Origin of the sequence: Undibacterium sp. Ren11W (assembly GCF_049340485.1) — a bacterium.
Lineage (GTDB): Bacteria > Pseudomonadota > Gammaproteobacteria > Burkholderiales > Burkholderiaceae_D > Undibacterium.
Genome location: NZ_JBMPPB010000010.1, coordinates 78,297 through 102,649 on the forward strand (window position 1 = coordinate 78,297; position 24,353 = coordinate 102,649).

The following is a 24,353-nucleotide window of genomic DNA, read 5'->3' on the forward strand; positions in this document are numbered from 1 at the left end:
TTTATGACGCCAACAGGCGCCCCGCGTCATAGGTTCGCAACCAAGTCAGTTGCAGCACTCTGGCGTCACTGCTCGCTCTATGTCTGGCAATGCCCAACTCTTTCAAGACATTGGCTTTGGTCGCATGCCAACAGGCTTCTTGTTGTTCCGTGATAATTTCGCGCAGGTCGGCCAGTTTGAAACGTGGGACCATATCAGCGGCATCAAATAAGCGCGCCATCCAGACATAATCCTGACCCCAACCGTCGGTATACACGGTGTAGCCCTTAAGTAAAAAATTGAGTTGCTCGGCCACGTAGGCCGGAGACCTGCCACGTTCGATTAATATTTCGCGGGGAATATGATGGATTTTTGCAGCATCGAGATCCCAATGATGCCAGTCCTCTTGCGGCCGTATCAGTGCGCACCAGCCCTCACCATGGCGGCCCGAAAACCCAACCTCTATAGGATAACTCCCTTTACCAAAGCCGGAGGCTTCGAAATCAATAATGATAGGCACAGTCATCATCACAAACCCCAAGGCGTTGGATTATGGAAAAGGTATCGCGTTTCCATTGTGCCTTAATTTTCCAACATTGCAAGTTGTAATCAGCTAGCTAGGTGTGTAATGCGAATTGCTCGCCAAGAACGTAAACAGCGCGTTGTAAATTCGGGAATAGAGCACCGCAAGCGCATACTAAAAAGGGCGTCGTGTTAGGACGCCCTAAGTGATTGACGCATCAGCATCATCAAGGAAACACAGGGATGTGCGGCTCGACGCCGCCAAAATTGACTTCAGGGTGACGTCGTATGATTAATTCTTCAATCTCAGCAACACGACGCAAGGGCAAATCAACAATTAATAAGACCTGACCATTCTTGATACCATCGCGAAATGGTGCCAATCTAGAACTTGGTATGGCGGCCGCTGCCATACCCGACGCCCAAGATCCGAAAATGGCTCCACATAGTCCAGCAATCAATAAAGCCGCAACTCGTAACTCCATACCGTCGGGTGGAAACATCATTAACAGCGCGCCAGCGATCAATCCGGAAACAGCTCCAATGATAGAGCCTATCCCTACACCATGAATAATATCGGTTTGTTGTAGAAAATTTGCTTCCGGCATATCGGCCGGCAGCGTCCCTTCTTTTGCACAAAAATGCATGTACCGCTCTTCTACACGAGCCAGCAATAATTCATCTAGCATCGCCCTGGCATGTGGAATATCCGGCAGCATGAAATACAATCTTCGTCTCATGATGAGCTCCATGGTCTATCACGTACCCGAGAGGCCGTGCAATGAACCATGCTGACCGGTACGAAGTCAGAAGATAGACTACAGATATCGCTATTTGACGCTCGAAATATCGATACAGTATGCAAAGCCTAGTCTTTAAATTGTAGTGAATTTGTCGCAAAAATCAATGCTAGCGAGAACCAGCCAAGATCGATTTTTGTGAAAAAAAATAAAGAATAAAACTAGTTCAGCAGTGTACTGGGATTCACATACGCATAGCCAAGTGCCTCCGCCACCGCGGCATAGGTAAGTTTTCCTTGGCAGACATTCAGACCATTTTTGAGATGCACGTCTTCACGCATGGCACGCTGCCAACCTTTGTCTGCTAGCGCCACGGCATGCCCTATCGTGGCATTGTTGAGCGCAAAGGTCGAGGTACGCGCGACCGCCCCTGGCATATTGGCGACGCAGTAATGCACCACTCCATCGAGCACAAAAGTGGGCTCTGCGTGGGTGGTGGCATGTGAGGTTTCAAAGCAACCGCCTTGATCAATCGCTACATCAACCACCACTGCCCCAGTTTTCATCCTCGAAATCAAATCCCGGCTCACCAATTTGGGTGCGGCAGCGCCTGGCACCAGAACTCCACCAATGAGCAGATCGGCCGACAATACCGTCTCTTCTATCGATTGCACGTTCGAGTACAAAGTACTGATACGATTGCCATAAATGAGATCGAGTTGTCTTAGTCTATCGACGCTTTTATCGAGTATCGTCACGCGTGCGCCAGCACCAAGCGCCATCTGCATGGCATTACTTCCCACCACCCCGGCACCGATAATCACCACGTGACCTGGAGCGACCCCGGGCACACCGCCTAATAACAATCCCATACCACCTTTTGATTTTTCCAAATGTGCTGCACCAGCCTGAATCGCCATGCGCCCAGCGACTTCACTCATAGGTGCCAACAGGGGTAAGCCACCATTGCTGCCAGTAATGGTTTCGTATGCGATACAAATTGCACCCGACTTCACCAGAGCAGCGGTTTGCTCAGGATCCGGTGCCAGATGTAAGTAAGTATAGAGAATTTGCCCTTCCCTTAGCATGCTGCACTCAACTGGCTGCGGCTCTTTGACTTTTACGATCATTTCTGAACGTGCAAAAATTTCTTGCGCAGTATCGAGCAATACAGCACCAGCTGCGACATATTGCGCATCAGTTAAACCGATTTCGCTGCCGGCATTTTTTTGCACCAAAATTTGATGCCCATGTGCGCTTAATTCGCGTACGCTTGAAGGTGTTAATCCAACCCGGTATTCATGGTTTTTTACTTCTTTTGGCAGGCCGACTATCATTTCTATCTCCTTTTTTACCAAGCAAAAAAATACGCTCAGCTTATTATTCAAGTCAAAACAAACGCACTTTTCACTGCACTAAGCTTGAAACCTTTTCTACTAAGCCACGACTTCATCTCCAAAACGCATAAAATTATTCTAAAACTGTCACTGAGCCCGACAAAATTAGGCGTTCATAGGCGTACATAACTCGACCAGACTACCATCGGGGCAACGCAGGTAAGAGACCAGTTGGCCCCAAGGTTTTTCGGCTGGTGCAGCAAGTTCTATTGCGCCAGCAAGTATGGCCTGTGCATGCGCAATCTTGACATCGGCAGTTACAAAAGCAATCTCCATCCCAAGTGGTTTGGCTGATTCGTGGGCAGCAACGTGACCAGTAGAAAAATTCATGTCGCCCATGGCGTGCGCAGCAAATGCGAGGGTAGTCGCGCCCGTTTCTAGCTCGCCATACATACCTGACTCATGGAGAAATCGACGAGAAAAACCAAATGCTTTTTCAAAAAAGGTAAGCGAGGCGGCAACGTCCGGAACATAGATGATGGTGTACGCAAATTTCATAAGTGTTCAATTCCCTATTTCTGTATTTTTTCAATTAAAACTGTAGCCCTTACTTGATCTAAACTAATTTCCCCGTTAACCGTAGGCGAAGGTTCCAGTGATTGCAAACTAAATTGAAAGCCGCGATAGCTAGCACTGCCAGGAAACTCTTTGGGGGCAGGGGTTCCTATCAACAAAGTCTCTGACGGTACGCCTGTTTGCGTGACCTGGATCGTTACCGTTGCCTGCCCAGCCCACATGCAATGGACGCCAGGCGGACAGCGTGAATCTTTGAAATCTAGCAGACGTAAGCTCAAGGACTCTTGGGTCAGCTGTAGCGCGTGCGCTGTCTGAAGTGTCAGCACATACGAGGAAGCAACAGCACCAGGCAATGTGACAGGATTTTGAGCATGGGCATTTCCACCTCCTCCGGACTCATGGCCGATCATTGCAGCACAAAATAGAAACGACTTTATTCGGAGCATAGAGAATTCCTCTTAAAAATGTCTTTGAATCAAATGTATTTTACATATAAAAAATATACTGAATCAGTAAATACCTAAGGTCTAGAAAATCCTTTTCGTCTTTTTAGTCACAATTGCCACTCAGGACTGAGCGCTATCCACTTGCGACTGGTGCGTATACATCAGTCTCAATATGGTTGGAGAGGACAAGATGGAATCGATCAACTTCGTTGGAAAAATCTTTTTCAAGGAGTACGTAGAACTATCTCAAAAAAGTACCAGTACATAGCGCACGCGAATTCAAAGAAATACCTTAGCAATGCTAGCATAAGTGTTAAGAAATAATTATTAACCTATTTGCACAAATACCGACACGCAATGCGATTTTCTGTTCTGTTCTGTGCATATAGGCAATTTTGTCATATCATGCTTGAATATGATTCTCGTATTGGAAGATACATTTAGTCGAAAAATTTCTTCTTAATTCAGCACGAGATACCGAATTTTATCTTGTTCCGTTTCTGCTACTGTTATTGCCAAAATGCATCGCATGTTGCCATTTCCCAGCCTCTAGCCGCATGCGATTAAGATCAATTTTTGTCGGAGAATCTTTATGAACTTGCGTAATCTGCGTATAGGAACGCGCCTCGCCATAGGCTTTGGCGTCATTCTCACCATGCTCATTGTGTTACTTGCCGCCGATAGTTTTTTTAGTGCGAACAATCGCCGCCAAATGATCGCGGGACTCGAGCTCTCAAATACCAAATCAGCACTTGCAGCAAACATGAAAAGCAGCTTACTCGAGGGTGGCATTGCTTTGCGTAATATCGGATTGCAAAGCGATGTAGGTGAGATCGACAAACTCAAACTAATTTCCAAGGCTCATCGCGCCCGCTTTATCGAAGCACGTGATAAGTTGATCGCTAGCGGGGTCTCAGAACAAGAAAAAAGTTTGATCGCGACTATCAATCAGCTCGATGCAGAAACCGATGCCCCGAATAAAGAAGCCTACAAAATGATTCTGGAGTTCAATAGCGAAGAGGCAGTCAAGGTCATCGCTACAAAAATTGATCCTTTGCAACAAAAAGCCGTGTTCGAAATTAATAAACTAGTTGAACTGCAAACAAAATCGGCACAGGATTTAGCCGCAGATACTGAGCTTCGCGGCAAAAATCTAACAATGATCTTGTTTTCAATCTGTGCCGTCATGTTGCTGATAGGTGCGGCATTCTCGATCTTCATGACACGCAGCATCACCACGCCATTACGCGATGCGCTAGGTATTGCACAACGCGTGGCGGCAGGCGAACTGACATTTCACGAGGGCGCAGATGGCTCAGATGAGATCAGCGAATTGATCAATGCGCTCAAAGAGATGAATGACAATTTGCATCGCATCGTCAGCGAAGTCAGAGTTGGAACCGACGCGATTGCCACAGCCTCTGGGGAAATTTCTGTTGGCAACTCAGATTTATCATCACGCACTGAAACTCAGGCTGGCGCTCTGGAAGAGACCGCCAGCTCCATGGAAGAAATTACCGCCACTGTCAAACACAATGCGGATAATGCCAAACAAGCCAACGCATTGGTTATTTCGGCATCTGATTTTGCGGTAAAAGGCGGCCACGAGGTTGGGCAGGTAGTACATACCATGAATTCAATCAAGGATAGCTCACGTAAAATTGTCGACATCATCTCGGTGATTGATGGCATCGCTTTTCAAACGAATATCCTAGCCTTGAATGCCGCGGTTGAGGCGGCGCGTGCTGGCGAACAAGGACGTGGCTTTGCGGTAGTAGCCTCGGAAGTTCGTAATTTAGCGCAACGGAGCGCTAGTGCCGCGAAAGAGATCAAGACCTTGATTGGTGACTCGGTGGAAAAAGTGGACGCCGGTGCGAAACTGGTGGACGCTGCGGGTAAAACCATGGAAGACATCGTCAGTTCGGTCAAGCATGTCGCTAACATCATGAGTGAAATCACTGCAGCTGGACAAGAGCAAAGTGCAGGGATAGAAGAAGTCAATCGTGCCATCACGCAAATGGATGAAATGACCCAGCAAAATGCAGCATTAGTAGAGCAAGCCGCCGCCGCTGCGGAAAGTATGGAAGAACAAGCTGCGGCTTTAGCCAGAACGGTTTCTGCATTTAAACTGGAGCAAAATTCCAGCACCGCACGGCTGACGCGCCCAGCAAAGACATTAGCGGCCACCGAGATCAAAGATGACTCGTCGTTGATTGCACGAGCGGGGCGATTGATGCATACGATGAGATCGGATAACTGAGTGCAAGGGTGGTGTTGGAAAGACCCAATTAGGTTCTCAACCTATAAATAGGAGACATCAACATGAACCGCACTCAAGCTCTCAGCCGCATCGTAGAACAAGTGCGGCAAGGCGAACTCATTTTCCCGACCAACGTTAATGCCTCCATTAAAATTCAAGAGGCTTTAAATGATCCTGATTGCGGTATAGAAACCGCTGCCAATTTGGTAATCACGGAACCTTTACTAGCAGCCAGGTTAGTGGCAATCGCGAATTCTGTTGCCTATTCACGATTCGGTGGCGGAGTGACTAATGTGAAAACAGCGGTCACCATCCTAGGTTTTACTACTCTGCGCTCGATTGTTATTTCCGTTGTAATCAGACAGCTAAGCCTAGCCATTTCAGATCCGCAACTACGTATGAAAGCCAATCAATTGTGGGAACACTCGGCAAACGTAGCAGCATTGGCGCATGTTATCGCAAAAAAAATCAATCATGCGGATTATGAAACCGCCATGTTTGCGGGTATCGTTCATGAAATTGCTGGATTTTACTTATTGTCTCGCGCTCACGAATTTCCCATGTTACTCGACACCGAGAATAGTAGTTCAGGAGATGTCGACGAAATTGTAGCGTCGCCTGAAGCGATCATAGGGCAAGCCGTTCTCAAAAAGCTGATGGTGCCATCAGTCGTTATCAAAGCGGTAGAAAACCTATGGAATGGTTTGCTAGTACTACCACCAGTATCACTTGGTGATATATTGATGGTCGCGAATGACCTTGCAAGCGTGATTTCCCCATTGGAGATTAGATCCAAAAAAATCTTAGCCCAGAGCACATCTGAAATCGATTTTTTCGTTGGCGATGCTACGCTAAACGAAATAATGGCCGAATCAAATGAAGAGGTTCGGTCACTGACCGCTGCCCTCCTTATGTAATTCAGATTTCGCGCAAGCTAATAGTGCGGAGGTCGCTCATCAACTACAGCCCCCCTTTGATTAGCGGTCACAGCTAATTCACGCATGCGCGTTGCCAGCGCCAAACAAAGTGCTTCGAGCTCAGTGATTTTTTCTTGCTGTCTATAAACCAAGGTATTGAGCGTATCCAACAAATCGTCTTGCCGTGTAATTTTAATTTCCAGGTCAATCAAACGTTCTTCTGTAGTCATATTTTTTTATTCTGCCGATATCAGCCAAGATTTACTGTTATGCATTATGTACAGTAATGTGAAGCTCGGAATTTTAACCCAAGTAAGCAGATTTCAAAGGTGCTCATTTCTTATTCTTGAAACGACGACGAAATTGATCTATCCAACCTCCGATTAATATTGGAAAAGGTATACGCTCATCGTTGAACCAGGCGGCCAGCAGCTTATTTTCTATCTGTAGTCGATGATGAACTTCGTCTACGTTTACGACATAGGGAGTAACTGGACCATAGTAGTCGGTTTGTGGTCCGATAGGTAGAAACTCAAATCCAATTTTTCCCAAGGAACGCGCAACCGAATTTTCCATCGCTGCGTACCACCAACGAATGCCATTTTCTTTGCTGTATCGATACATTTCTCGATATAACCCGAGCAATAACATAGGACTATCCCCATCGCGTTTACGCCCCCCATGATGGGGCTGTATCGCAGATATTTTGCCTTTTTCACGAAACTCACTGGATACACCTTGCATGGAATCACCTTGCCTACGTCTATGACTTTTTTTTACTATCAATCGCGACACTTCCCCAGTCTCGTCTCTGGGCGGCATAAGATACGTATCAAAAACAGCACAGTGACTTTCAAACGGATAGTTTTGCGCTGGACTCGGTTGCACCAACCTTACAGTAGCAATGATAGTGCCATCTAAACTGAAACCGGCAAAATGCGTAGAGCAATCATCATACTCATCGGTTTCCTGTCCATTTTTAAAATCATCAATCGCCAGGAATTGGCACTCCAAACAATAAACCTCATAACGAAGCCGGAATATATCCTCTAACAGCGCTGAGGTGAGGTTTCCACGTAACTCCTTTTTAAACTTAAAGTATGGAGTAAGTAAGTCCCGTTTTCCTAGCAACACATTTATCCACATAAGGCCACCTGACTCAGAATGTGACAAGGCCATTTCATCAATGGTTTTTTGAACGAAAATTAGGGCGAATAATTTTTTTAACTTGAAGGAAAGATGAGGGGGCAACGATATTTCGTAGAAACGGATGAGTCGTTTTTTGATAAAGATTAATCACTTTCTGGACATAATCAATAGTTTCCTGATATGGGGGAACACCATGATATTTTTCTACCGCACGCTCTCCTGAATTATAGGCGGCAGCAACCAAAGAGACGTTACCTCTAAAAAAGGCTAACAACCAGCGCAAATATGACAAACCGCCTTTAATATTTTGTTCAGAGTTATAGGCATCTTTAACACCGAAGCGTTCAGCAGTATCAGGCATCAGTTGCATCAGACCTTGCGCATTTTTTGATGAGACTGCGCGTTCATTAAAATGTGATTCCACTGAAATTATCGCCATTACCAAACCTGGATCTACCGCATAATGCGGAGCCAGTCTATTGACCAACTCACTTACTTTCCCGTGTGGGTATTGAATTTTTGAAAGAGTACTATTGCCGCTAGAAGGCACGATCTCTTCAGGAAAAATACAGGAGGGCAGTGCATTAATGCTATTTCGCTCCATGCCGCGAATTAATTCTATTGATTGACGATGTCCTTGCTCTGCGGCAAGTTGAAATAATTGCTGTGCTGCCAGATCGTTACGAACAAGGCCCCGGGCGTTTGCATACATCCAGCCTAGCGAATATTGAGCCTCGGGCCAACCAATTTTAGCGGCCTGACAATACAAGTCAAATGCTCTTTGGTAATCCCTAGTAACACCTTCCGCATTTTCATATCGACGTGCCAGGACAGTTAAGTCTTCGGGGGAAACACGCTCATTTGGTTCTTGGTACGCCCACACCTCGAAGGAGAAAAACTGCTGAACTAAAAAAATACTTATCCACGTAGTGCGTTTTCTGTAACGAAAGGAAATTTCCATTTTCATCCCATTGCATAAGTCAGCTAATACGTCCGATCGAATTCACATTTTAAGTTCTAGCTCTGCGTTTTGTTTTTCGACTTCCTTCACTGACGCTCGCATGAAAATTTTACGTCCCAGATGATATGTCAATAGGTGAAATGGCATCCGTATCCAATGTGAACGCACATACAATCCAAATCTTGCTAACCATATCGACAAACTGAAAGTACTAGAGTGCACGGGTTCTAAGGCTCTTTGGTAGCAGCTATCCATGAATAGTAGCGCCAGAAAAGTCGGGGCACCGATTTTTGCGGCAACTTGAACCTCTATTGGGATAGGTGTTTCCAAAATCAATTCAGAATATCGTAATGCATAAAATAGCGGACGAGTTAATCCCAGCTCTATCGCACGCGGTACTAATAGCGGCCAAAAACTAGGATCGCTAGAAAATTGTCGGAGTAGACTATCCAAATCGAATAAGTCTCTCAATCCTTTTTCAAAATCGCCTTCATGAAATAAGTGCGTAGCACTATGTAGTAACATGTCCGTAGCTTGGAAAACATATAAATTTTTCTCTCCAGACAATGCGATTTCCGTTTCAAATAACGCGTCGCTCTTGATCTTCACACGCGCCGTTTCGGGCAATATTGTGTGATGCACATCAATAGTCGTGCCTCGCATAATATGCCTCATAGGTGGTAACTCGTGCATCCACTGTCGATAATAGCGCTGATCGTATTCATCATGGTGCCCGCCTTGCCAGCCATGTACCATCAACTCGCTTTCCACGTGACCTAATTTACTTTTGGGAACCAGAATATCAACATCCGAAAATGTACGGCCGCGCGCTACATTTAGCCCGGCCATGACATACGCAGCCCCCTTGAGTAATATGATTTTAGTTTCTGTTTCAATTAATGCAAGTCGAATACACTCAACCTCCCACCGCAATGCTATTTCCTGTCGGTTGGCCATCTGCAATGCCGAGGACAAATGAACACGCACTACGTCAGGAACGCATGCAAGCAAATCTTCTTGCTCCAGCTTATGCGCTAAGCGTCCCAACAAATTTGCACTTCGCCCTTGACGTATCAATAGATCCCAATCGAGCATAGTCAAATCTTGTAGTATGTGAGGATGCAACAAGGCAGAAGTAATCAGATTTCGTTGACGTTTCATTTTTTATTTTTCAAGTAAATCTGAAAACAAGCGGTCAGCATCGTCCAGATTGCTATAGGTGAATTGATAGCATTGAGATCTCTCCACTAAATCCCCAATCGCTTTAAAACCTCGTTGCCCCTGGATATCATAATTAAATGACTGCTCGGCAATTAACATAAAGGTATGTGCACGACTATAGGATGTCAGCTCTGCATTTGCACCTTCTGAGTACTTAGGCAAAATAATCCAACTCGGAATCACGGCTTCTGCCGCGCGAATTACGCTATCTAAAGGCGGACGAACTAATGCCACTGTTCCTTTAGTCGTATCAGACATGGACGTGGTTAGTACTGCATCTGGTGCGTACTTCTTGATGACGTCGATAGACCTATTTTTTAAATTGATTGGTCGTGCCATTCCATAAATTTTACCTGAGCTCATATCGTAGAGCGCCAACTCATCGGAAAGTAAACGCCAGCCACGCATTACTAGACCAGCGCATAGCGTGCTTTTTCCTGAGCCTGGTGGCGCTGGCAAAACAACAGCCCGATCACCCTTCTCAATTACTGCGGCATGGATGATCAAAAATTGATGGCTATGCGCAGCAATACACCAGTTAAGTCCCCACTCCAGCATTGCCGGTGCCTGCTCAACCGGTAGTGCAGTGAAAGAAGGACGTTCATCAAAAAAAAATCGTACTTGTGGCTTTACCCAGCGTCGAAATCCATTCTCATATTTTATTTCGACGTGAAAGTCAGCAAAGGAATCACTTGAAACCACCTCAAAATCAGTGTACATCAGGGAGATATTTTCAAGCAAACCAGGCACATTTGTTTTAATGCGAGCCACAAATGGCCCCAATGGTAGCAACAATTCGCCACGTCTTAGTAAAGCCGCCAGCTCGGGATGCGTAAAGTTGGAAACTTTCAAACGTAGGTCTCAACAATAAGTCCCACATCGCACATATCTCGCAAAATTGTAGGGATGAGATCAATAATTGATACGTGATCCTCTTGCGCGTACAAGGAGAGCAGTTTTAAACGTATGGATTCAGTGGTGCCCGGCTCATCTCTTAATAAATACAAAACTTCGCGACCAAGCGGCTCGATCAAATGCGTATCACCTGAACGAACATCGTACACTACAGCAGCATCCTCGCTCTCCCAGGTTCGAATACAAAACCGCGCGGGTGAAACAAGTGACCACAAAGGAGATAGTGTTGGATTTTTTTTTATGATATGCGACAACGACTAGCGTGCCATATAGTTATCATAAAGGAATTTTTTAATTTTTGCAGCATCCCACGTCTGACCAGAGCCAGAAGGACTATAACTACCTGTAGCCATTTGTTGCAATGCGCTAGAAGGCAGACACTTTTCCATTTGATTCGTCAGCAAAGGAGACAGTATCAAATAATTGAGCTGCGCGACTATCGTTGATTTCTGCAGATCAGTCCCGGACGTCAACACAGATTTGACAGTGGCGGACGGGCTTGCTCCAGCCACTTTTAATCCAGCTACAGCAGCCTGTAATTCGGCAATCGTGCACAGTTTGTAATCGAAAGAAGTTTTCGTCGTCTTATTACTCGGTGCGTTGTTTTTCAGCGCCGTGAATTTTGCCCTCAAGGCCACCCAAGGCTGACTTGCATTGCCTGTAGTGCTCCGTGCTGTGTTATCGCACCAATTTGAGATATACCATGTTTCATCTGGATAAGATTGATGCCCCGCATTGGTTGCTAAACTTGTTTTTGGATTCAAAATTTCTGACCCCCATGCGGAAGGACTTTTGCAATGCCAAGCGAGTGCGGGTTTACTGACCAGGGTGGCGACAATCGGCGCCGCAGTCGTGCCCAATTTAATTAGCCTTCGTCTCGAGCTTGAGGCAACAGCCATGGCAGGAGCAACGAGCGTTTTCGCTTCGCTATTGCTTGCCTCTGTTTGTTTTTCAATTTCACTCATGAACTCACCTCAAATATAAATGCAGACCAGTAAAACCAACATTAGTCCTTTATTGCAGCATTGGAGTAAACTGTATCATGAATTTCTGCCAATATTGTGCAGAGATTATTTTGATACCAGAAAAATATTCCGTCCTTGACATGTACGAACAAAAGCAATATTTATGCCTACTATTTAAGTCATTGATTTATATGTTATTTATTTATTTTCAATAAGAATAAACTGACTAGTGTAAAAAAAATCGACACACTTCGTACAAAAATGCATTTTTTCTTTGGAATCATTAAAAACCACTACTCACTTCGAGTTAGGCTCTTTATCAACTCAAGTTTATTATGTCACTAATATCAAATAGGTGGCAAAATCGGATTAAGCCAGAGACAAACATCTCATAAAAACTACCGCAATCAAAATACTTTAACATGCTGACAGCTCCATGAATTCTATCGAAACTGTAAAACAAATTATTATAGAAATACTTAAGCTAGGTAGCTCTGGGCAGACAATGAAAGCAGAATCCCACTTGCTGGGTGCCTATGCCGAGCTTGACTCAATGGCAGTAATCAGTCTCGTCAAAAAACTTGAAGATCACTTTGGTTTTGAAGTTGAGGACGATGAAATCAACGGGCAAGTGTTTGAAACGCTGGGTACACTCAGTGCTTTTGTCGATAGTAAGCTCAATTAATGGCTACAGTTTTCATAGAATCATTTTTCCTTGATAGCAATTTAGGAAAACGATTTTGTGTCTACCACAGCATTGAAAATAAAGCGAAAGTGCAACGGGCGATTCTATTGGTGCCACCGTTTGCCGAGGAAATGAATAAATCCAGACACATGCTAAGCAAGTTGGCCCGCACTTTGGCATCGCATGGATATGCTGTATTACTAATCGACTTACAAGGTTGTGGCGACAGTCAAGGAGAATTTCGGGATTGCAGCTGGGAAAATTGGCTGCATGATTTGGCCATGGCTTATATGTACCTCTGCCAACGCACGCAACTTCCAATTAGCTTATTAGGTGTGCGCTTAGGAGCATTACTCGCGCTGGATTTCTTAAAAGTCGGCAACTACCCGATTGATCAACTCATACTGTGGCAACCAGTGATTAATGGACGCCAATTCCTGAATCAATTTTTGCGCCTACGCTTAGCTGGCGATATGTTAAGTGGAAAACAGAATCCAACAAGCGGTACTCAGGCAATCCGTAACGCTCTTTTAGCGGGCGAAGTGATCGAAATAGCAGGATATGAATTACCTCCCCACCTGGCTGCTGCGATTGACTCACAAAAAATTTCCGACTATTTACCTTTAGATTATCGCCTCGATTGGATGGAGATTCAGTCCACTGCAAGCGTAGATATTTCGCCCCTAAAGAAGCAAGTCATCGATGCCTGGGCGCAGAAGGGGGTTAATAATAAAACGACGCTAATTACTGGCGTGGAATTTTGGGAAACTCAAGAAATCGAAAATAATCCGGAACTCATTGCCAGTACTCTACAAGCTTTCATGCAAGGAAATCGCTAAATGCAATACGAGGATATTGCATTAACCTTTAACTGTCAAAATGCAAGACTGACCGGCATACTCAGTAAGCCACAACAAGCAACAACGCACGGCGTTCTATTCGTTGTCGGTGGCCCGCAATATAGAATTGGTAGTCATAGGCAATTTACCTTATTAGCACGACAATTGGCAGAAAATGGCATACCTGTTTTTCGTTTTGATTATCGGGGCATGGGCGATAGCGAGGGAATGCAACGAAATTTTACTCAAATTGACGATGATATTCGCGCCGCACTCGATTGTTTTTTTCAACAAGAGCTGCAGTTGCAAAAAGTGGTGTTATGGGGCTTGTGTGATGCAGCTTCGGCCTCACTGCATTATTCCCATCAAGATCCTCGTGTTAGTGGCCTAGTCTTAGTCAACCCCTGGGTCAGGACTGAACAAGGAATGGCCAAAGCCTATCTCAAGCATTACTACTTGCAGCGCCTACTGAATTTATCTTTGTGGAAAAAAGTGGTGTCTGGCCGTTTTAATCCATTTGTCGCGCTAGGCTCCTTAGGGCAGCAAGTGGCAAAGCTAGTTTTCAATCGAGAAAATGCAAAAATCTGCTCACAAAACGGCCCAGAAACCGACATAAATCTTCCAGAGAGAATGCTTCGTGATTTGCGACAATTCAAAGGTAAGGTCTTGTGCATTCTCTGTACCAATGATCTCACCGCGCAAGAATTCTCAGATTTAAGCAGCTCGTCGCCCGAATGGAAGGAATTGATGTCGGCGGAACGGATAACTTACCTGGAATTGGAGGGAGCCAACCACACCTTCTCTCAACGTAATTGGCGTGAGCAAATTGGGGCATGGACTATCGATTGGTGCAAATCAAAGTAAGCACCAGACTATGCTTACGCATATTGTAAATTCGCAGAAGCTCAATTACGACAATCTGCAACACCGATTTTCTACGCAGGCTCGGCTATAATAACCAGCTTAAAAAAAGGGGACGAATTGTCATATAAGTATTTGATCACAAATTTGATACTCCTAACAATTTCATCCATTTCAGTAACGGTTCACTCATTTATTATTACCATGATAAAAAAAACACCTATCGCCTTAGCCGCATTACTGCTTGCTATCGGTACTGCTACGCTCGCCTTAACGCCGACCTTAGCCTTGGCTGAAACACCGCCAGTTGCGACCGCCAAACAGGAATCAGTACGCGCAGAAATGGGAAAACCATTTACTGAAATTCAAACCTTAATTACGAGTAAAGATTATCCACAAGCATTGACCAAACTCGATGCAATTGAAGCCTTTGAGAATAAGACGCCTTATGAGCTATTCGCGATTGCCCGCATGCGTGCCGTGATCGCCTCAAGCATGGGTGACAATGAGATGCTGGCAAAAGCTTTTGATAGCATGATCAAGAGTGATTTCATCACCGCTGCGGATAAAATTAAGTACACAGAAGGTATGGCGGGTACGTTTTACAACGAAAAAAAATATGACCAATCCAAACAATGGACCATACGTGCATTAGCACTGAATAAGGACAGTGTCGCGATGCGCGACCTGTTAGCGCGCACCATGTACTTACAAAATGACTACACGGGCGCAATCACAGAATTGAATAAACAATTGCAGGAAGACGCGCTGGCCAATCGCGTTCCGACCCATGAAAAATTGCACTTGCTGATCAGCTGCTATTTAAAATTGAAAGATAATGTGGGCTACGCCTCAGTACTTGAGCGCATGGTTGAGTTTTACCCGAAAAAGGAATATTGGGGCGATTTGCTGTATCGATTGCCGAACAAGCCAGGATTTTCTGACCGACTCCGCCTGGACTGGTATCGTCTAATGCTGGCGACCGATAATATGGAAGAAGCGGCGCAGTATGTAGAAATGACGGAATTAGCTTTGCTAGCAGGCTTACCGACAGAAGCAAAAAAAGTCACCGATGCTGGTTACGCAGCAAATATGTTGGGCGCCGGTAAAGATGCGGCAAAACATAAGCAATTGCGCGATAAAGTGAACAAGCAAGCTGCAGATGATGCTAAAACGTTAGATGCGGGTGAAACTGCGGCTAAGGCGGCGAAAAATGGTGTCGGCATGGTGAATATGGGTTACAACTATGTGACACTAGGGCAAGCAGAAAAAGGTATAGAGTTGATCGAACAAGGAATCGCTAAAGGAGGCCTGAAAGCCCCAGAGGAAGCCAAACTGCATTTAGGCATGGCGTATCTGCAGGCGGGGAATAAAGCTAAGGCCACGGAGGTGATGAAAAGTCTTAAAGCGACCGATGGCAGTGCCGACTTAGGCAAATTATGGTTATTTGTACGGAAAGAATAAGTCGAATTTGTTCTTTGCAATGAAGGGGCGCTAAATGCGCTCCTTTTTTCTTGATGCTAGTTCAAAATATTGCGTCGAATACCACGTTTGTCATTGACGACTTTGGCAGTTCCCGATCCGATATTCAATTTTCGGATATCCTTGTGTGAAATTGCCCACATTCTTTGTGACGTGAACAGCAAACCACTAAGGATCTCCCTTGAACAAACCAGTAAGCGACCTATTAAAGTGCCGACTCGCACTACTAGCCAGCCCAGCCCATCGTCCATTGCTATCTAAAGGTCTGCGAGGCATAGAACGCGAGACCTTGCGTGTAAATGGTGACGGAAGTTTGAATATTACGGCGCATCCACGTGCGCTCGGTTCTGCGCTAACCAATCCGTTGATCACCACGGATTACTCAGAATCTTTGCTAGAATTTATAACACCCGCCGAGCCAGATATCGCGATAGCACTGGAAAAATTGGATGCAATTCATCGATTTGCTTATACCGAATTGGGCGAGCAGATGTTGTGGAGCCAATCCATGCCATGTCGTTTGCCGTCAGAAGCGGAGATACCCATCGCCTGGTATGGCACTTCGCACATAGGCATGATCAAACATGTGTACCGACGCGGTCTGGCGCTACGTTACGGCAAGAGCATGCAATGTATCGCCGGCATCCATTACAACTACTCGTTATCCGAAGATCTGTGGAAACTGCTACAGGCAGAGGAAAAAACTCCTGGTGAGGCGCAAGATTTTCAGTCGGAAAGCTATGTTGCCCTGATTCGCAATTTTCATCGCTATAGCTGGCTATTGATGTATCTGTTTGGCGCATCGCCGGCCTTATCGACAGAGTTTCTGCGTGGTCGCGCCCATCAACTCGAAAGTATGTCTGCAGATACCCTGTACTTGCCTTATGCAACCAGTCTGCGCATGAGCGACTTGGGTTATCAGAATAATGCTCAGGACGGGTTGGTACCTCCATATAACAGCTTGCTCGAATACATGAGTAGCTTGTCACGCGCCGTGCGTCAGCCCTACCCACCGTATGAAGCACTGGGAACCCAGCGCGATGGCGAATGGATACAAATTAATACCAGCGTGCTGCAAATAGAAAACGAATTTTATGCCACGATACGGCCAAAACGCGTAATTCGCAGCGGTGAGAGGCCAGTAGAGGCTCTCTGTAGCCGAGGTGTTCAATACATAGAGGTGCGTTGCATGGATGTCGATCCTTTCGAGCCATTGGGTATTAGCCTGGAAACCTCACGTTTTCTTGATGCCTTCCTGTTGTTTTGCGCGCTGCAGGATAGTCCATTAACCAATGATGCCGAAGGCCACGAAAACAATGAAAATTTTGCGCTAACGGTAAAACAAGGACGGCGTCCGGAATTGGCCTTACGACGTGGAGGAGAGAAAGTCAGTTTGCAGGCATGGGGCTTAGAATTACTGGAAAAAATCGCCCCGGTAGCAGCCTTATTGGACGAACAACGCGGTGATACCGTACATGCGACCAGTATGCACGCACAAACTGAAAAACTGCTCCATCCTGAGCAAACACCATCCGCACATGTATTGGAAGCGATACGCGCTGAAGGAGGCTCTTTCGCAAACTTTGCACTCAAACAAAGCAAGCTGCTGGCAGACCAATTCAGAGCACGCCCACCTAGCACACAAGAGGCGGAGTATTTCCACCATTTGACACGAACTTCGCTGGCAGAACAGGACGAAATGGAAACCTCACAAATCGGTGATTTCGATCAATTCATCACCGACTATAGGTCCAGAACCTCCAGTCAAATCTGTTGCGACAAATAAAATGCTGCGATGCTTTTTGCTTTAAATGACAAGTCTCAAAAAAGATAAAAGATCCGGCAAGGATCTTTTATCTTTTTTTATTCATGATTTCTCGGTAACGTTTTAACGTTTCATCGTATTGCGCATTGATACGCACTAATTCGGCTTCATACGCGTCATTAATGCTTTTGGTTTTTTTGATCGAACGTTCCATTTCGCTGGCCCGATGTTGAAGAGCTGAAACTTCAGTTGCGGATCTTTTTGCATTATTTTGCTGCTCGGCTTGCAGTTGTGCCAAAATTTGAGTCACCATCGTCATCTGCTCTTTACCCAAACGTATGCGTTCACGCAACTCCTCCAGCGAGCGGCTACGCATTAACTCTATATCTTTTTCGCTACTGTAATGGGCTTGTAAATAACGTTCTTCTTTTTGCTTGAGATCTTCAAGACGCGCCTCGTTTTTTTGTTTTTCTTGCTCTATTTGCGCCTTGCGTTTTTCTTCTTCAGTCGGCGGAGCTGGAATTTCCCTTTGAAACTGGCCGTTATTTCTCAGCACTTTAACAGCGCGTTCGGCGCATTCCGGTATCGGTCTGTCTGAGGTAATAATGCGACCGCTTGCATCTTTGCAGCTATACAATTCTGCATACGCAAAAGAGGAGCTTAAGGCAAAAAATGTGCCGAAAACTGATGCGACGCTTGCTACTTTTAGCTTCATTTTTTTGTATACCCTCCTCATCGATAATGAACTCTGATTAATAAAGTAATGTCCGCTAATACGGTTTTTTTCAAGGAGCGGAAAGAAAACTTCCCCACGCAGAATGTTTCATATTACCTGATCGCCACCCTCAATAATAGTGCAATCAACACCAGAGAATAGCAAAGCGATCCACATATTCAATCTGAATAAGGAGGAGCTTAGTTCTTAATATATTGAACTGTAAACTCTAATTTTGTTTCAAATAGTCGCAACTTGTAATTATTCGTGCATTTTTTTCTCTTAGATTTGCTTTCCTGTTTGGAAATTTGTGTGTTTCAGGGTTATGCTAACGCCCATGAAATCTGACCTGCATCTTGCCTCATTATCCAATCCCGTGCTGATACCCAAAGGCCGTATCGGCAGGTTTGTCTATGAATCAGAAATCGGACACGGCTCGGTAGGCATTGTGTATTTATTTCGCGATCCGCTGATAGGACGCCAGGTAGCGATTAAGGTACTCAATCCTCAACTGTCGATTGATCAAAGGCAGTTATTTGAGAAACACTTTATTCAAGAAGCCAGAGCCGCGGGTCGCCTCAATCATCCAAACATTGTGACGGTGTATGACGCGGATAAAACTGACGACCTCTTGTTTATCGTCATGGAGCGTTTGGAAGGCAAAGAATTAAGCGACATGCTGAAAAGTGGACATCAATTCAGCTATCGACATATTGCTGATCTGGTTGGACGCATTGCCAATGCCCTCGATTACGCACATGAACATGGGGTGATCCATCGCGACATCAAGCCCGCGAACATTTTCATTACCGAAAAGGGCGCTCCCAAGGTACTAGATTTTGGGATCGCCAGCGCTTCACGTCAATTAGCCGATGCCGATTCCACGCTCGATTACGATGATATGCTGGAGCGTCGCCTACTAGGCACACCTAACTACATGTCACCGGAACAGGCCAAAAGCATAGAGGTGGATGCTCGCACCGATATTTTTTCGCTAGGAGTGGTGCTATACCAACTCCTATGCGGTCAATTGCCGTTCAAAGGCAAGGATATTCCAGAGCTGCTGCGTGCGATTATTAACGAACCCGCTATTCCACCGCAAGAAATCAAGCCCGACGTGCCTTTGCGACTGGCGCGCATCGCCGCCAAAGCTCTGGCAAAAAAACCGGAAGACCGCTATCAAAGCGCGGCGGAAATGGCGCGAGATCTTAATCGTTATCTGGAAAAAGAAAGAACCGAGCGCATCATTGCCCGCATACAACAATCCGATCTTGCTAAACCAGGTTCGGAACTCGGTGCGGGCAAACTAGAACGAAATGTCACCTCAGCAATCAAGCTGAGCCAGCGCCAGATAGCCTATTTAGGCGCAGCAGTTCTAATTGTAGGATCGTTGCTATGGCTTACCCTTAAAGCGCCCAAGCACGCCACTGAAATAGCCGTCAGCGCACCGCCGCCAATTGAGCAAACCGCCAGTGCGGTGAACAAAACCGAGCCTGTGCCAGAATTAGCGAAGATATCCGAGCCCGTCGTGGCGGAAGCTGCCAGTCTCCCGGTTGCGGCAGAGCCGCCCGCAAACAAACAGAGTGCCGCGCAAGTCAAAGCTGCCGCCACTTTGCTGGCCAAACAAAACAAAGCCAAGCTGGCTGCCACAGCGAGCAAGCCAGAAGCACCACAGCTCAGCACTGGTGCAGTCTCCATCGCGGTATCGCCTTGGGGTGAAGTCTATGTAGACGGACAGAGTAGAGGCGTGGCACCGCCATTGAATAAACTAAGTCTGCCGGTAGGCAAACACAAAATTGAAATAAAGAATGGAGACGATAATTATGCGGTCACTATCGACGTCAACACCGAAAAAGAGATCAAAGTTGCTCATCATTTCTAAATCTGGCACAGCCATCTTATTTGCATTTTTGGCGATATCGCTGACTGCTTGCGTCGCGCCAGAAGCACAAATCGGCCTGACCGATCTATCCGCTCGTCCGGCAGAAAAAGCACTATTAGCAGGAATCCGTTCGTATGAAGAGGCGCAATATGCTGACGCCGAAAAGTCCTTGAGCACATCCTTAAGCGCTGGCTTTACCGTCCCCAAAGACGCTGCGCTGGCACATAAATATCTGGCATTTATTTACTGTACCAGCTCTCGCATCGAAGAATGCAAACGCGCGTTTACTGCCGCGCGTGCGGTCGACCCCGGTTTTGTCTTGAGTAAAAAAGAAATCGGCCACCCGCAATGGGGCCCTGTGTATAAACAGACTCTGGGAAATTAGTTTAAGCCGGTTTGCGCCAGACACTCGCCAGCCAAGCTTGCTGTTCTAGTGGCAGGCCTGGCGGCCGGTAGTAATGCCCCAATTCGATAAAACCAGCGGTGTGCATATATTCACGCCAGGTTGCCAAATCATAATAGACGCCATAACGCTCACGATTCCAGCCTTCCTGATTATTCCCACGTGGATTGGAGCTAAATAGAACGCCTGCAGGTTTCAGGCTGGCATGCAATTGCCTTAAAATTTTTGGCAGCGATTGACTGGGAATGTGGAACAAAGAAGCATTCGCAAACATCCCGTCAAAATGATTCTCCGGCAGCTTCAGTTGTAAAAAATCCTGATGCAAGACTTCGCAACCGCTATACGAACGCGCCATCTCTGCAAAGCGCGCACTGCCTTCCAGACCAACCGCGACATGTCCCAACTCTGTGAAAGTTTTTAGATCACGCCCGGGGCCGCAACCGACATCGAGAATACGCAATGGGGCCGTAGCCTGAATCTGCGTCAACAAGGCGCTGATATTCTGACGCACATCATGTTCACGCGTCCCGACAAAAAAATCTTCGGCGTTCTGATCGTAGTGCGCCAGGGTACGGGCGCTTAATTCACGTAATTCTTGCTCGCTTAATGTCATGTTCTTATGCTGTCGTTTTCGCTGGGACAGCATAGCATAATCACGTTTGACACTCAGGAGCGTCTCTCGCTTGAATTACAAATATAAAAAAACTGTCGCCGCCAAAGGAGAGAACTTGGCAGAAAATAAAAAGCGCCCACTAAGGGGCGCAGAACTAATTTTAAAACACGCTTACTCTTATTTCAAAGCTTTGATCATCGCCTCGAACTGAGTACGCAGTGATTTATCATGCGGAATAATCGGCGGGATTTCTCTATCAATATTGAGCAATTGATACACCGCCATCTGTGCTGCGCGCACCGAGTATTCGACCGTAAACACGACATCATCGGCGATCTCAACAAACTGGCTGATGAAGGCCAGATTTTTAGATCCCTCAGGGACCGGCAACGGGCGATCACTATGCTGGCGTGGCATGAACATGCTAGTGATATACGGCATGGCGCAAGGGATACAATTTGCCCCTTCCACAATATCGAGATCGAAGCGCAGATGTCCACAAAGTTCAAGTAAAATTTCTTCACCGCTGCAATCGGCCATCGGTTTGGCGACAAAATTACCGATACGATCAGGGAACAAGGCGTAACCCCAGAACACTTGCACATCGGCCGGTTGATTTGCGAAATGCGGTTGATGTGCTAACACGATAGACATCAACCAGTTAGAATCCTTGAAGGTCACCAGCCCGCCGGTGCCAGGCTCATTACCGCTAAATTGCTGCATCTTGTCGAAGAAAGCCGGGTTCTTCAAGGTCACAGTGAACGACTCCCAATTAGATTCGGCAATGCTACTATTGAAGGCTGCAGGATTACCAAACTCAGGGCGATCCTTTGCCAGTTTTTCCCACAAGGTCCAGCCACCACTATCGACTTTGCTCAATTTTTTAGGGGCAGTTTGCATACTCCCTATGCTGGAGGCATCGGTCATAGAGCCATTTTGGAAAAATACCAAATCGTCTTGATTGACTGCAATAGTTTTAGCGACACCCTGTTGCAAGCAATGGATGGCACTCACGACAAACTTACCGTTTTCTATTTTATGATCGAGATCGGTGACCTTGGTATCCATCTGAAATTGCACTCCCTGCGCCAGCAACCACGCATGCAAAGGACGTACGAAAGAGTCGTATTGATTGAAGATAGTACGCTTCACTCCACCCAGAGTTTCTATGCGCGAAAACTCCAACATAAAACGGTGTAGATAGCGTTTGAATTCAACCGCACTATGCCAAGGTTGGAAGGCAAAGGTAGTGGCCCACATATACCAAAATTCTGTTTCAAAAAACTCAGGCGACAGGTGATCGGTAATGCAACTTGCACCCAAGCTTGCCTCATCGGCGTTGCTCAGTTTCAGTAATTCCAGCCTGTCATGCATAGAAAAACCCATAGAGCTTACCGGCACCTTAGCGCGACGTTTATCGACCAGGCGCGCCATGGAATTGGCCTTATGTTTTTCGTTAAATTCCAGGGTTTCATCAAACACTGATTTTCCATCCTGAGTCAGCGATGGAATCGACTTGAATAAATCCCAGGTACATTCATAGTTATCGGTGGTGAGCATGCGCCCGCCACGTAAGGAGTAGCCAGTATCGGGATTGCCAGCACCATCAAGGCTGCCACCCATCAATGGTGAGGCCTCCAGTATAAAAATATTTTCACCGGCCATTTGACCGTCACGCAGCATAAACGCAGCCGCTGCCATCGCGCCTATTCCACCACCTAATAAGTAGGCTTTACATTCAGCTTTTAATTCGGTTTTTGTATTCTTCGTCATGTCATTCTCTACAAGATATCTCGATTGATCCAGGCATCTCGTCGCTGCATTAGCGACGCGATGTGTTTGACTAAGCTTCTCACGCAAACCGAGAGTAGTTAAATGATCCGGATCAATTGAGCCCGCAGGAAAATCTAAAGACGGAGCAACTTTGCGTTAGCGCAAAGCCTGCAGCACAAAGCAAAAAAGGGCGAGAACTTCATGCCTGGAAAAATCAGTGCACACTCATTTTTCCAAAAAGATTAAGCACCATCACGCCGCTGACAATCAGAGCGATGCCTATCATCGAGGCCAGATCCAAAGCTTGCCCATACAGATACCAGCCTGCCAGCGAAACCAGCACCACCCCGACCCCGGACCAAATCGCGTAAGTGACACCCACAGGTATCACTTTAAGTGTCAGCGACAGGCAATAAAAGGAAATCGAATAACCTACCGCCACCAATAAGGAGGGGAATAAGCGCGTGAAACCCTCGGAAGCCTTAAGCGCCGAAGTCGCGATAACTTCGGCAACGATAGCGAGAGAAAGTATTAGCCAGTTCATACGCATCCTTTTTGTTGATCTGAGATAGATTTTAACCGTGAACAAAAAATCTAGTGCTTATTGAGCCGCCTCTATGCACGATACCAAATCCCGTAGCGGTGTTGAATCAGCTTTCATCATGTTGGCCAATTTACTGTCACGGTCGACTTTCTTAACGTGGTTCAGGTATGCAGTAGTCGGCCGCCCGCAAACGACCAGTTCTCCCACTGGGTTTCTTTGAAAACCAGCATGACATTTTCTGGCTGTATATTTTTCTTGCTAAATTCTTGCATCAAAAATGACAGAAATTCTTTTTTCACCTTGACGCTACGGCCTAGCGACCAGAGTATTTCTATCAGGACGAAATCTGTGTTGCGCGCTCCTGCGACGTCAGGATAGCCGGTGTCAAAACGAAAATCTTCTGCATCTAATTCCAACACGCGCTGGAACTTGTCAGTGGCCGGCACGCCGACATGCTGCAAAGCCACATGCACGGTATCTAAGATGAGCGATTTAAATTCGGCAGATTTTGGCTTGCAAACGGTAATGGTAACGAGTGGCATGACGAGGCTCCTGTAAGTTTGTAAAGAAAAACTAAACTGGTAGATCTACTTCTACATCAAAAAATCGTCCCTGGGAACTTCTAAAAACCCCATACTCGCGCGCATCGCGGCGTTGCAAATCCTCGCAATACCGACGTATTACTCCGGTTTGCGCCTTGCGCTGCATCCCGATTAAAGGGTTTTTATAAGTCCCCCCTGCCAGCGCGCATATTCCATGCGCTTCTTCGGGCATACTGGCTGGAAACCCGCATAGCTATTGCG

26 protein-coding genes are annotated in these 24,353 nt (G+C 46.1%); 9 read left to right on the forward strand and 17 right to left on the reverse strand.

Going from position 1 to position 24,353, the window contains the following annotated elements; translation table 11 throughout:
- Nucleotide 1: 1 nt before the first annotated feature.
- The 5 genes from ACO0K8_RS19055 to ACO0K8_RS19075 all read right to left on the reverse strand — a co-directional run bounded on the left by ACO0K8_RS19055 (nucleotide 2) and on the right by ACO0K8_RS19075 (nucleotide 3,600).
- A complete protein-coding gene (locus ACO0K8_RS19055) occupies nucleotides 2-508 on the reverse strand; it encodes a hypothetical protein (protein WP_422948230.1) in 507 nt (168 codons plus the stop codon).
- A gap of 220 nt (nucleotides 509-728) precedes the next feature.
- Nucleotides 729-1,241, reverse strand: coding sequence for a DUF1269 domain-containing protein (locus ACO0K8_RS19060; protein ID WP_422948231.1), 513 nt, complete (start codon nucleotides 1,239-1,241; stop codon nucleotides 729-731).
- Between the two features lie 221 nt (nucleotides 1,242-1,462).
- Nucleotides 1,463-2,578, reverse strand: a complete 1,116-nt coding sequence (ald, locus tag ACO0K8_RS19065) for an alanine dehydrogenase (protein WP_422948232.1) — start codon at nucleotides 2,576-2,578, stop codon at nucleotides 1,463-1,465.
- A 165-nt stretch (nucleotides 2,579-2,743) separates the two neighbouring features.
- Nucleotides 2,744-3,136, reverse strand: coding sequence for a VOC family protein (locus ACO0K8_RS19070; RefSeq protein WP_422948233.1), 393 nt, complete (start codon nucleotides 3,134-3,136; stop codon nucleotides 2,744-2,746).
- Between the two features lie 14 nt (nucleotides 3,137-3,150).
- On the reverse strand, nucleotides 3,151-3,600 hold the full coding sequence (locus ACO0K8_RS19075) for a hypothetical protein (RefSeq protein WP_422948234.1): 450 nt from the start codon (nucleotides 3,598-3,600) through the stop codon (nucleotides 3,151-3,153).
- Nucleotides 3,601-4,192: 592 nt separating this feature from the next.
- On the opposite strand from ACO0K8_RS19075, the gene ACO0K8_RS19080 reads away from it, so the two are divergent.
- On the forward strand, nucleotides 4,193-5,860 hold the full coding sequence (locus ACO0K8_RS19080) for a methyl-accepting chemotaxis protein (protein ID WP_422948235.1): 1,668 nt from the start codon (nucleotides 4,193-4,195) through the stop codon (nucleotides 5,858-5,860).
- A 62-nt stretch (nucleotides 5,861-5,922) separates the two neighbouring features.
- Nucleotides 5,923-6,777, forward strand: coding sequence for an HDOD domain-containing protein (locus tag ACO0K8_RS19085; protein ID WP_422948236.1), 855 nt, complete (start codon nucleotides 5,923-5,925; stop codon nucleotides 6,775-6,777).
- A gap of 17 nt (nucleotides 6,778-6,794) precedes the next feature.
- On the opposite strand, the gene ACO0K8_RS19090 is transcribed toward ACO0K8_RS19085, so the two are convergent.
- The 7 genes from ACO0K8_RS19090 to ACO0K8_RS19120 form a co-directional block, all read right to left on the reverse strand.
- A complete protein-coding gene (locus ACO0K8_RS19090) occupies nucleotides 6,795-7,007 on the reverse strand; it encodes a SlyX family protein (RefSeq protein ID WP_422948237.1) in 213 nt (70 codons plus the stop codon).
- A gap of 103 nt (nucleotides 7,008-7,110) precedes the next feature.
- A complete protein-coding gene (locus tag ACO0K8_RS19095; protein WP_422948238.1) occupies nucleotides 7,111-7,950 on the reverse strand; it encodes a PEP-CTERM/exosortase system-associated acyltransferase in 840 nt (279 codons plus the stop codon).
- Nucleotides 7,951-7,960: 10 nt separating this feature from the next.
- On the reverse strand, nucleotides 7,961-8,893 hold the full coding sequence (locus tag ACO0K8_RS19100; protein WP_422948239.1) for a transglycosylase SLT domain-containing protein: 933 nt from the start codon (nucleotides 8,891-8,893) through the stop codon (nucleotides 7,961-7,963).
- A 36-nt stretch (nucleotides 8,894-8,929) separates the two neighbouring features.
- Nucleotides 8,930-10,048 carry a nucleotidyltransferase domain-containing protein gene (locus tag ACO0K8_RS19105; protein WP_422948240.1) on the reverse strand — a complete coding sequence of 373 codons (1,119 nt, stop codon included), beginning with the start codon at nucleotides 10,046-10,048 and terminating at the stop codon, nucleotides 8,930-8,932.
- A 3-nt stretch (nucleotides 10,049-10,051) separates the two neighbouring features.
- Nucleotides 10,052-10,960 carry an HprK-related kinase A gene (locus ACO0K8_RS19110; protein ID WP_422948241.1) on the reverse strand — a complete coding sequence of 303 codons (909 nt, stop codon included), beginning with the start codon at nucleotides 10,958-10,960 and terminating at the stop codon, nucleotides 10,052-10,054.
- A complete protein-coding gene (locus ACO0K8_RS19115) occupies nucleotides 10,957-11,277 on the reverse strand; it encodes an HPr-rel-A system PqqD family peptide chaperone (RefSeq protein ID WP_422948242.1) in 321 nt (106 codons plus the stop codon). The genes ACO0K8_RS19110 and ACO0K8_RS19115 overlap by 4 nt, the downstream gene beginning before the upstream one ends.
- 3 nt (nucleotides 11,278-11,280) lie before the next feature.
- Nucleotides 11,281-11,988, reverse strand: a complete 708-nt coding sequence (locus ACO0K8_RS19120; protein ID WP_422948243.1) for a hypothetical protein — start codon at nucleotides 11,986-11,988, stop codon at nucleotides 11,281-11,283.
- A gap of 436 nt (nucleotides 11,989-12,424) precedes the next feature.
- On the opposite strand from ACO0K8_RS19120, the gene ACO0K8_RS19125 reads away from it, so the two are divergent.
- The 5 genes from ACO0K8_RS19125 (at nucleotide 12,425) to gshA (ending at nucleotide 17,641) form a co-directional block, all read left to right on the forward strand.
- Complete coding sequence (locus ACO0K8_RS19125) at nucleotides 12,425-12,673, forward strand: acyl carrier protein (protein ID WP_422948244.1); 249 nt, start codon at nucleotides 12,425-12,427, stop codon at nucleotides 12,671-12,673.
- A complete protein-coding gene (locus ACO0K8_RS19130; RefSeq protein ID WP_422948245.1) occupies nucleotides 12,673-13,512 on the forward strand; it encodes a hydrolase 2, exosortase A system-associated in 840 nt (279 codons plus the stop codon). The genes ACO0K8_RS19125 and ACO0K8_RS19130 overlap by 1 nt, the downstream gene beginning before the upstream one ends.
- A complete protein-coding gene (locus ACO0K8_RS19135; protein ID WP_422948246.1) occupies nucleotides 13,513-14,376 on the forward strand; it encodes a hydrolase 1, exosortase A system-associated in 864 nt (287 codons plus the stop codon).
- Between the two features lie 201 nt (nucleotides 14,377-14,577).
- Nucleotides 14,578-15,837, forward strand: a complete 1,260-nt coding sequence (locus ACO0K8_RS19140) for a tetratricopeptide repeat protein (protein ID WP_422948247.1) — start codon at nucleotides 14,578-14,580, stop codon at nucleotides 15,835-15,837.
- 199 nt (nucleotides 15,838-16,036) lie between these two features.
- Nucleotides 16,037-17,641 (forward strand): glutamate--cysteine ligase, encoded by a 1,605-nt coding sequence (gshA, locus tag ACO0K8_RS19145; protein WP_422948248.1) that lies wholly within the window; start codon nucleotides 16,037-16,039, stop codon nucleotides 17,639-17,641.
- Between the two features lie 67 nt (nucleotides 17,642-17,708).
- On the opposite strand, the gene ACO0K8_RS19150 is transcribed toward gshA, so the two are convergent.
- A complete protein-coding gene (locus ACO0K8_RS19150) occupies nucleotides 17,709-18,335 on the reverse strand; it encodes a DUF4124 domain-containing protein (RefSeq protein ID WP_422948249.1) in 627 nt (208 codons plus the stop codon).
- 337 nt (nucleotides 18,336-18,672) lie between these two features.
- Here ACO0K8_RS19150 and ACO0K8_RS19155 point away from each other — a divergent pair, with 337 nt between their 5' ends.
- Together ACO0K8_RS19155 and ACO0K8_RS19160 are read left to right on the forward strand one after the other, a co-directional pair.
- Nucleotides 18,673-20,217, forward strand: a complete 1,545-nt coding sequence (locus tag ACO0K8_RS19155; RefSeq protein ID WP_422948250.1) for a serine/threonine protein kinase — start codon at nucleotides 18,673-18,675, stop codon at nucleotides 20,215-20,217.
- Complete coding sequence (locus ACO0K8_RS19160; RefSeq protein ID WP_422948251.1) at nucleotides 20,201-20,602, forward strand: TssQ family T6SS-associated lipoprotein; 402 nt, start codon at nucleotides 20,201-20,203, stop codon at nucleotides 20,600-20,602. The genes ACO0K8_RS19155 and ACO0K8_RS19160 overlap by 17 nt, the downstream gene beginning before the upstream one ends.
- 1 nt (nucleotide 20,603) lies before the next feature.
- Here the strand turns inward: ACO0K8_RS19160 and ACO0K8_RS19165 are convergent, their stop codons facing one another.
- From ACO0K8_RS19165 to ACO0K8_RS19180, 4 genes are all read right to left on the reverse strand, one after another.
- The gene (locus tag ACO0K8_RS19165; RefSeq protein ID WP_422948252.1) at nucleotides 20,604-21,233 is read right to left on the reverse strand and encodes a class I SAM-dependent methyltransferase; all 630 of its coding nucleotides are present in this window, start codon (nucleotides 21,231-21,233) and stop codon (nucleotides 20,604-20,606) included.
- Between the two features lie 177 nt (nucleotides 21,234-21,410).
- On the reverse strand, nucleotides 21,411-23,006 hold the full coding sequence (locus ACO0K8_RS19170) for an oleate hydratase (protein ID WP_422948253.1): 1,596 nt from the start codon (nucleotides 23,004-23,006) through the stop codon (nucleotides 21,411-21,413).
- Between the two features lie 214 nt (nucleotides 23,007-23,220).
- Entirely contained in the window at nucleotides 23,221-23,550 is a 330-nt protein-coding gene (locus ACO0K8_RS19175) for a DMT family transporter (RefSeq protein WP_422948254.1), read from the reverse strand.
- A 161-nt stretch (nucleotides 23,551-23,711) separates the two neighbouring features.
- A complete protein-coding gene (locus ACO0K8_RS19180) occupies nucleotides 23,712-24,092 on the reverse strand; it encodes a tautomerase family protein (RefSeq protein ID WP_422948255.1) in 381 nt (126 codons plus the stop codon).
- Between the last annotated feature and the right edge of the window lie 261 nt (nucleotides 24,093-24,353).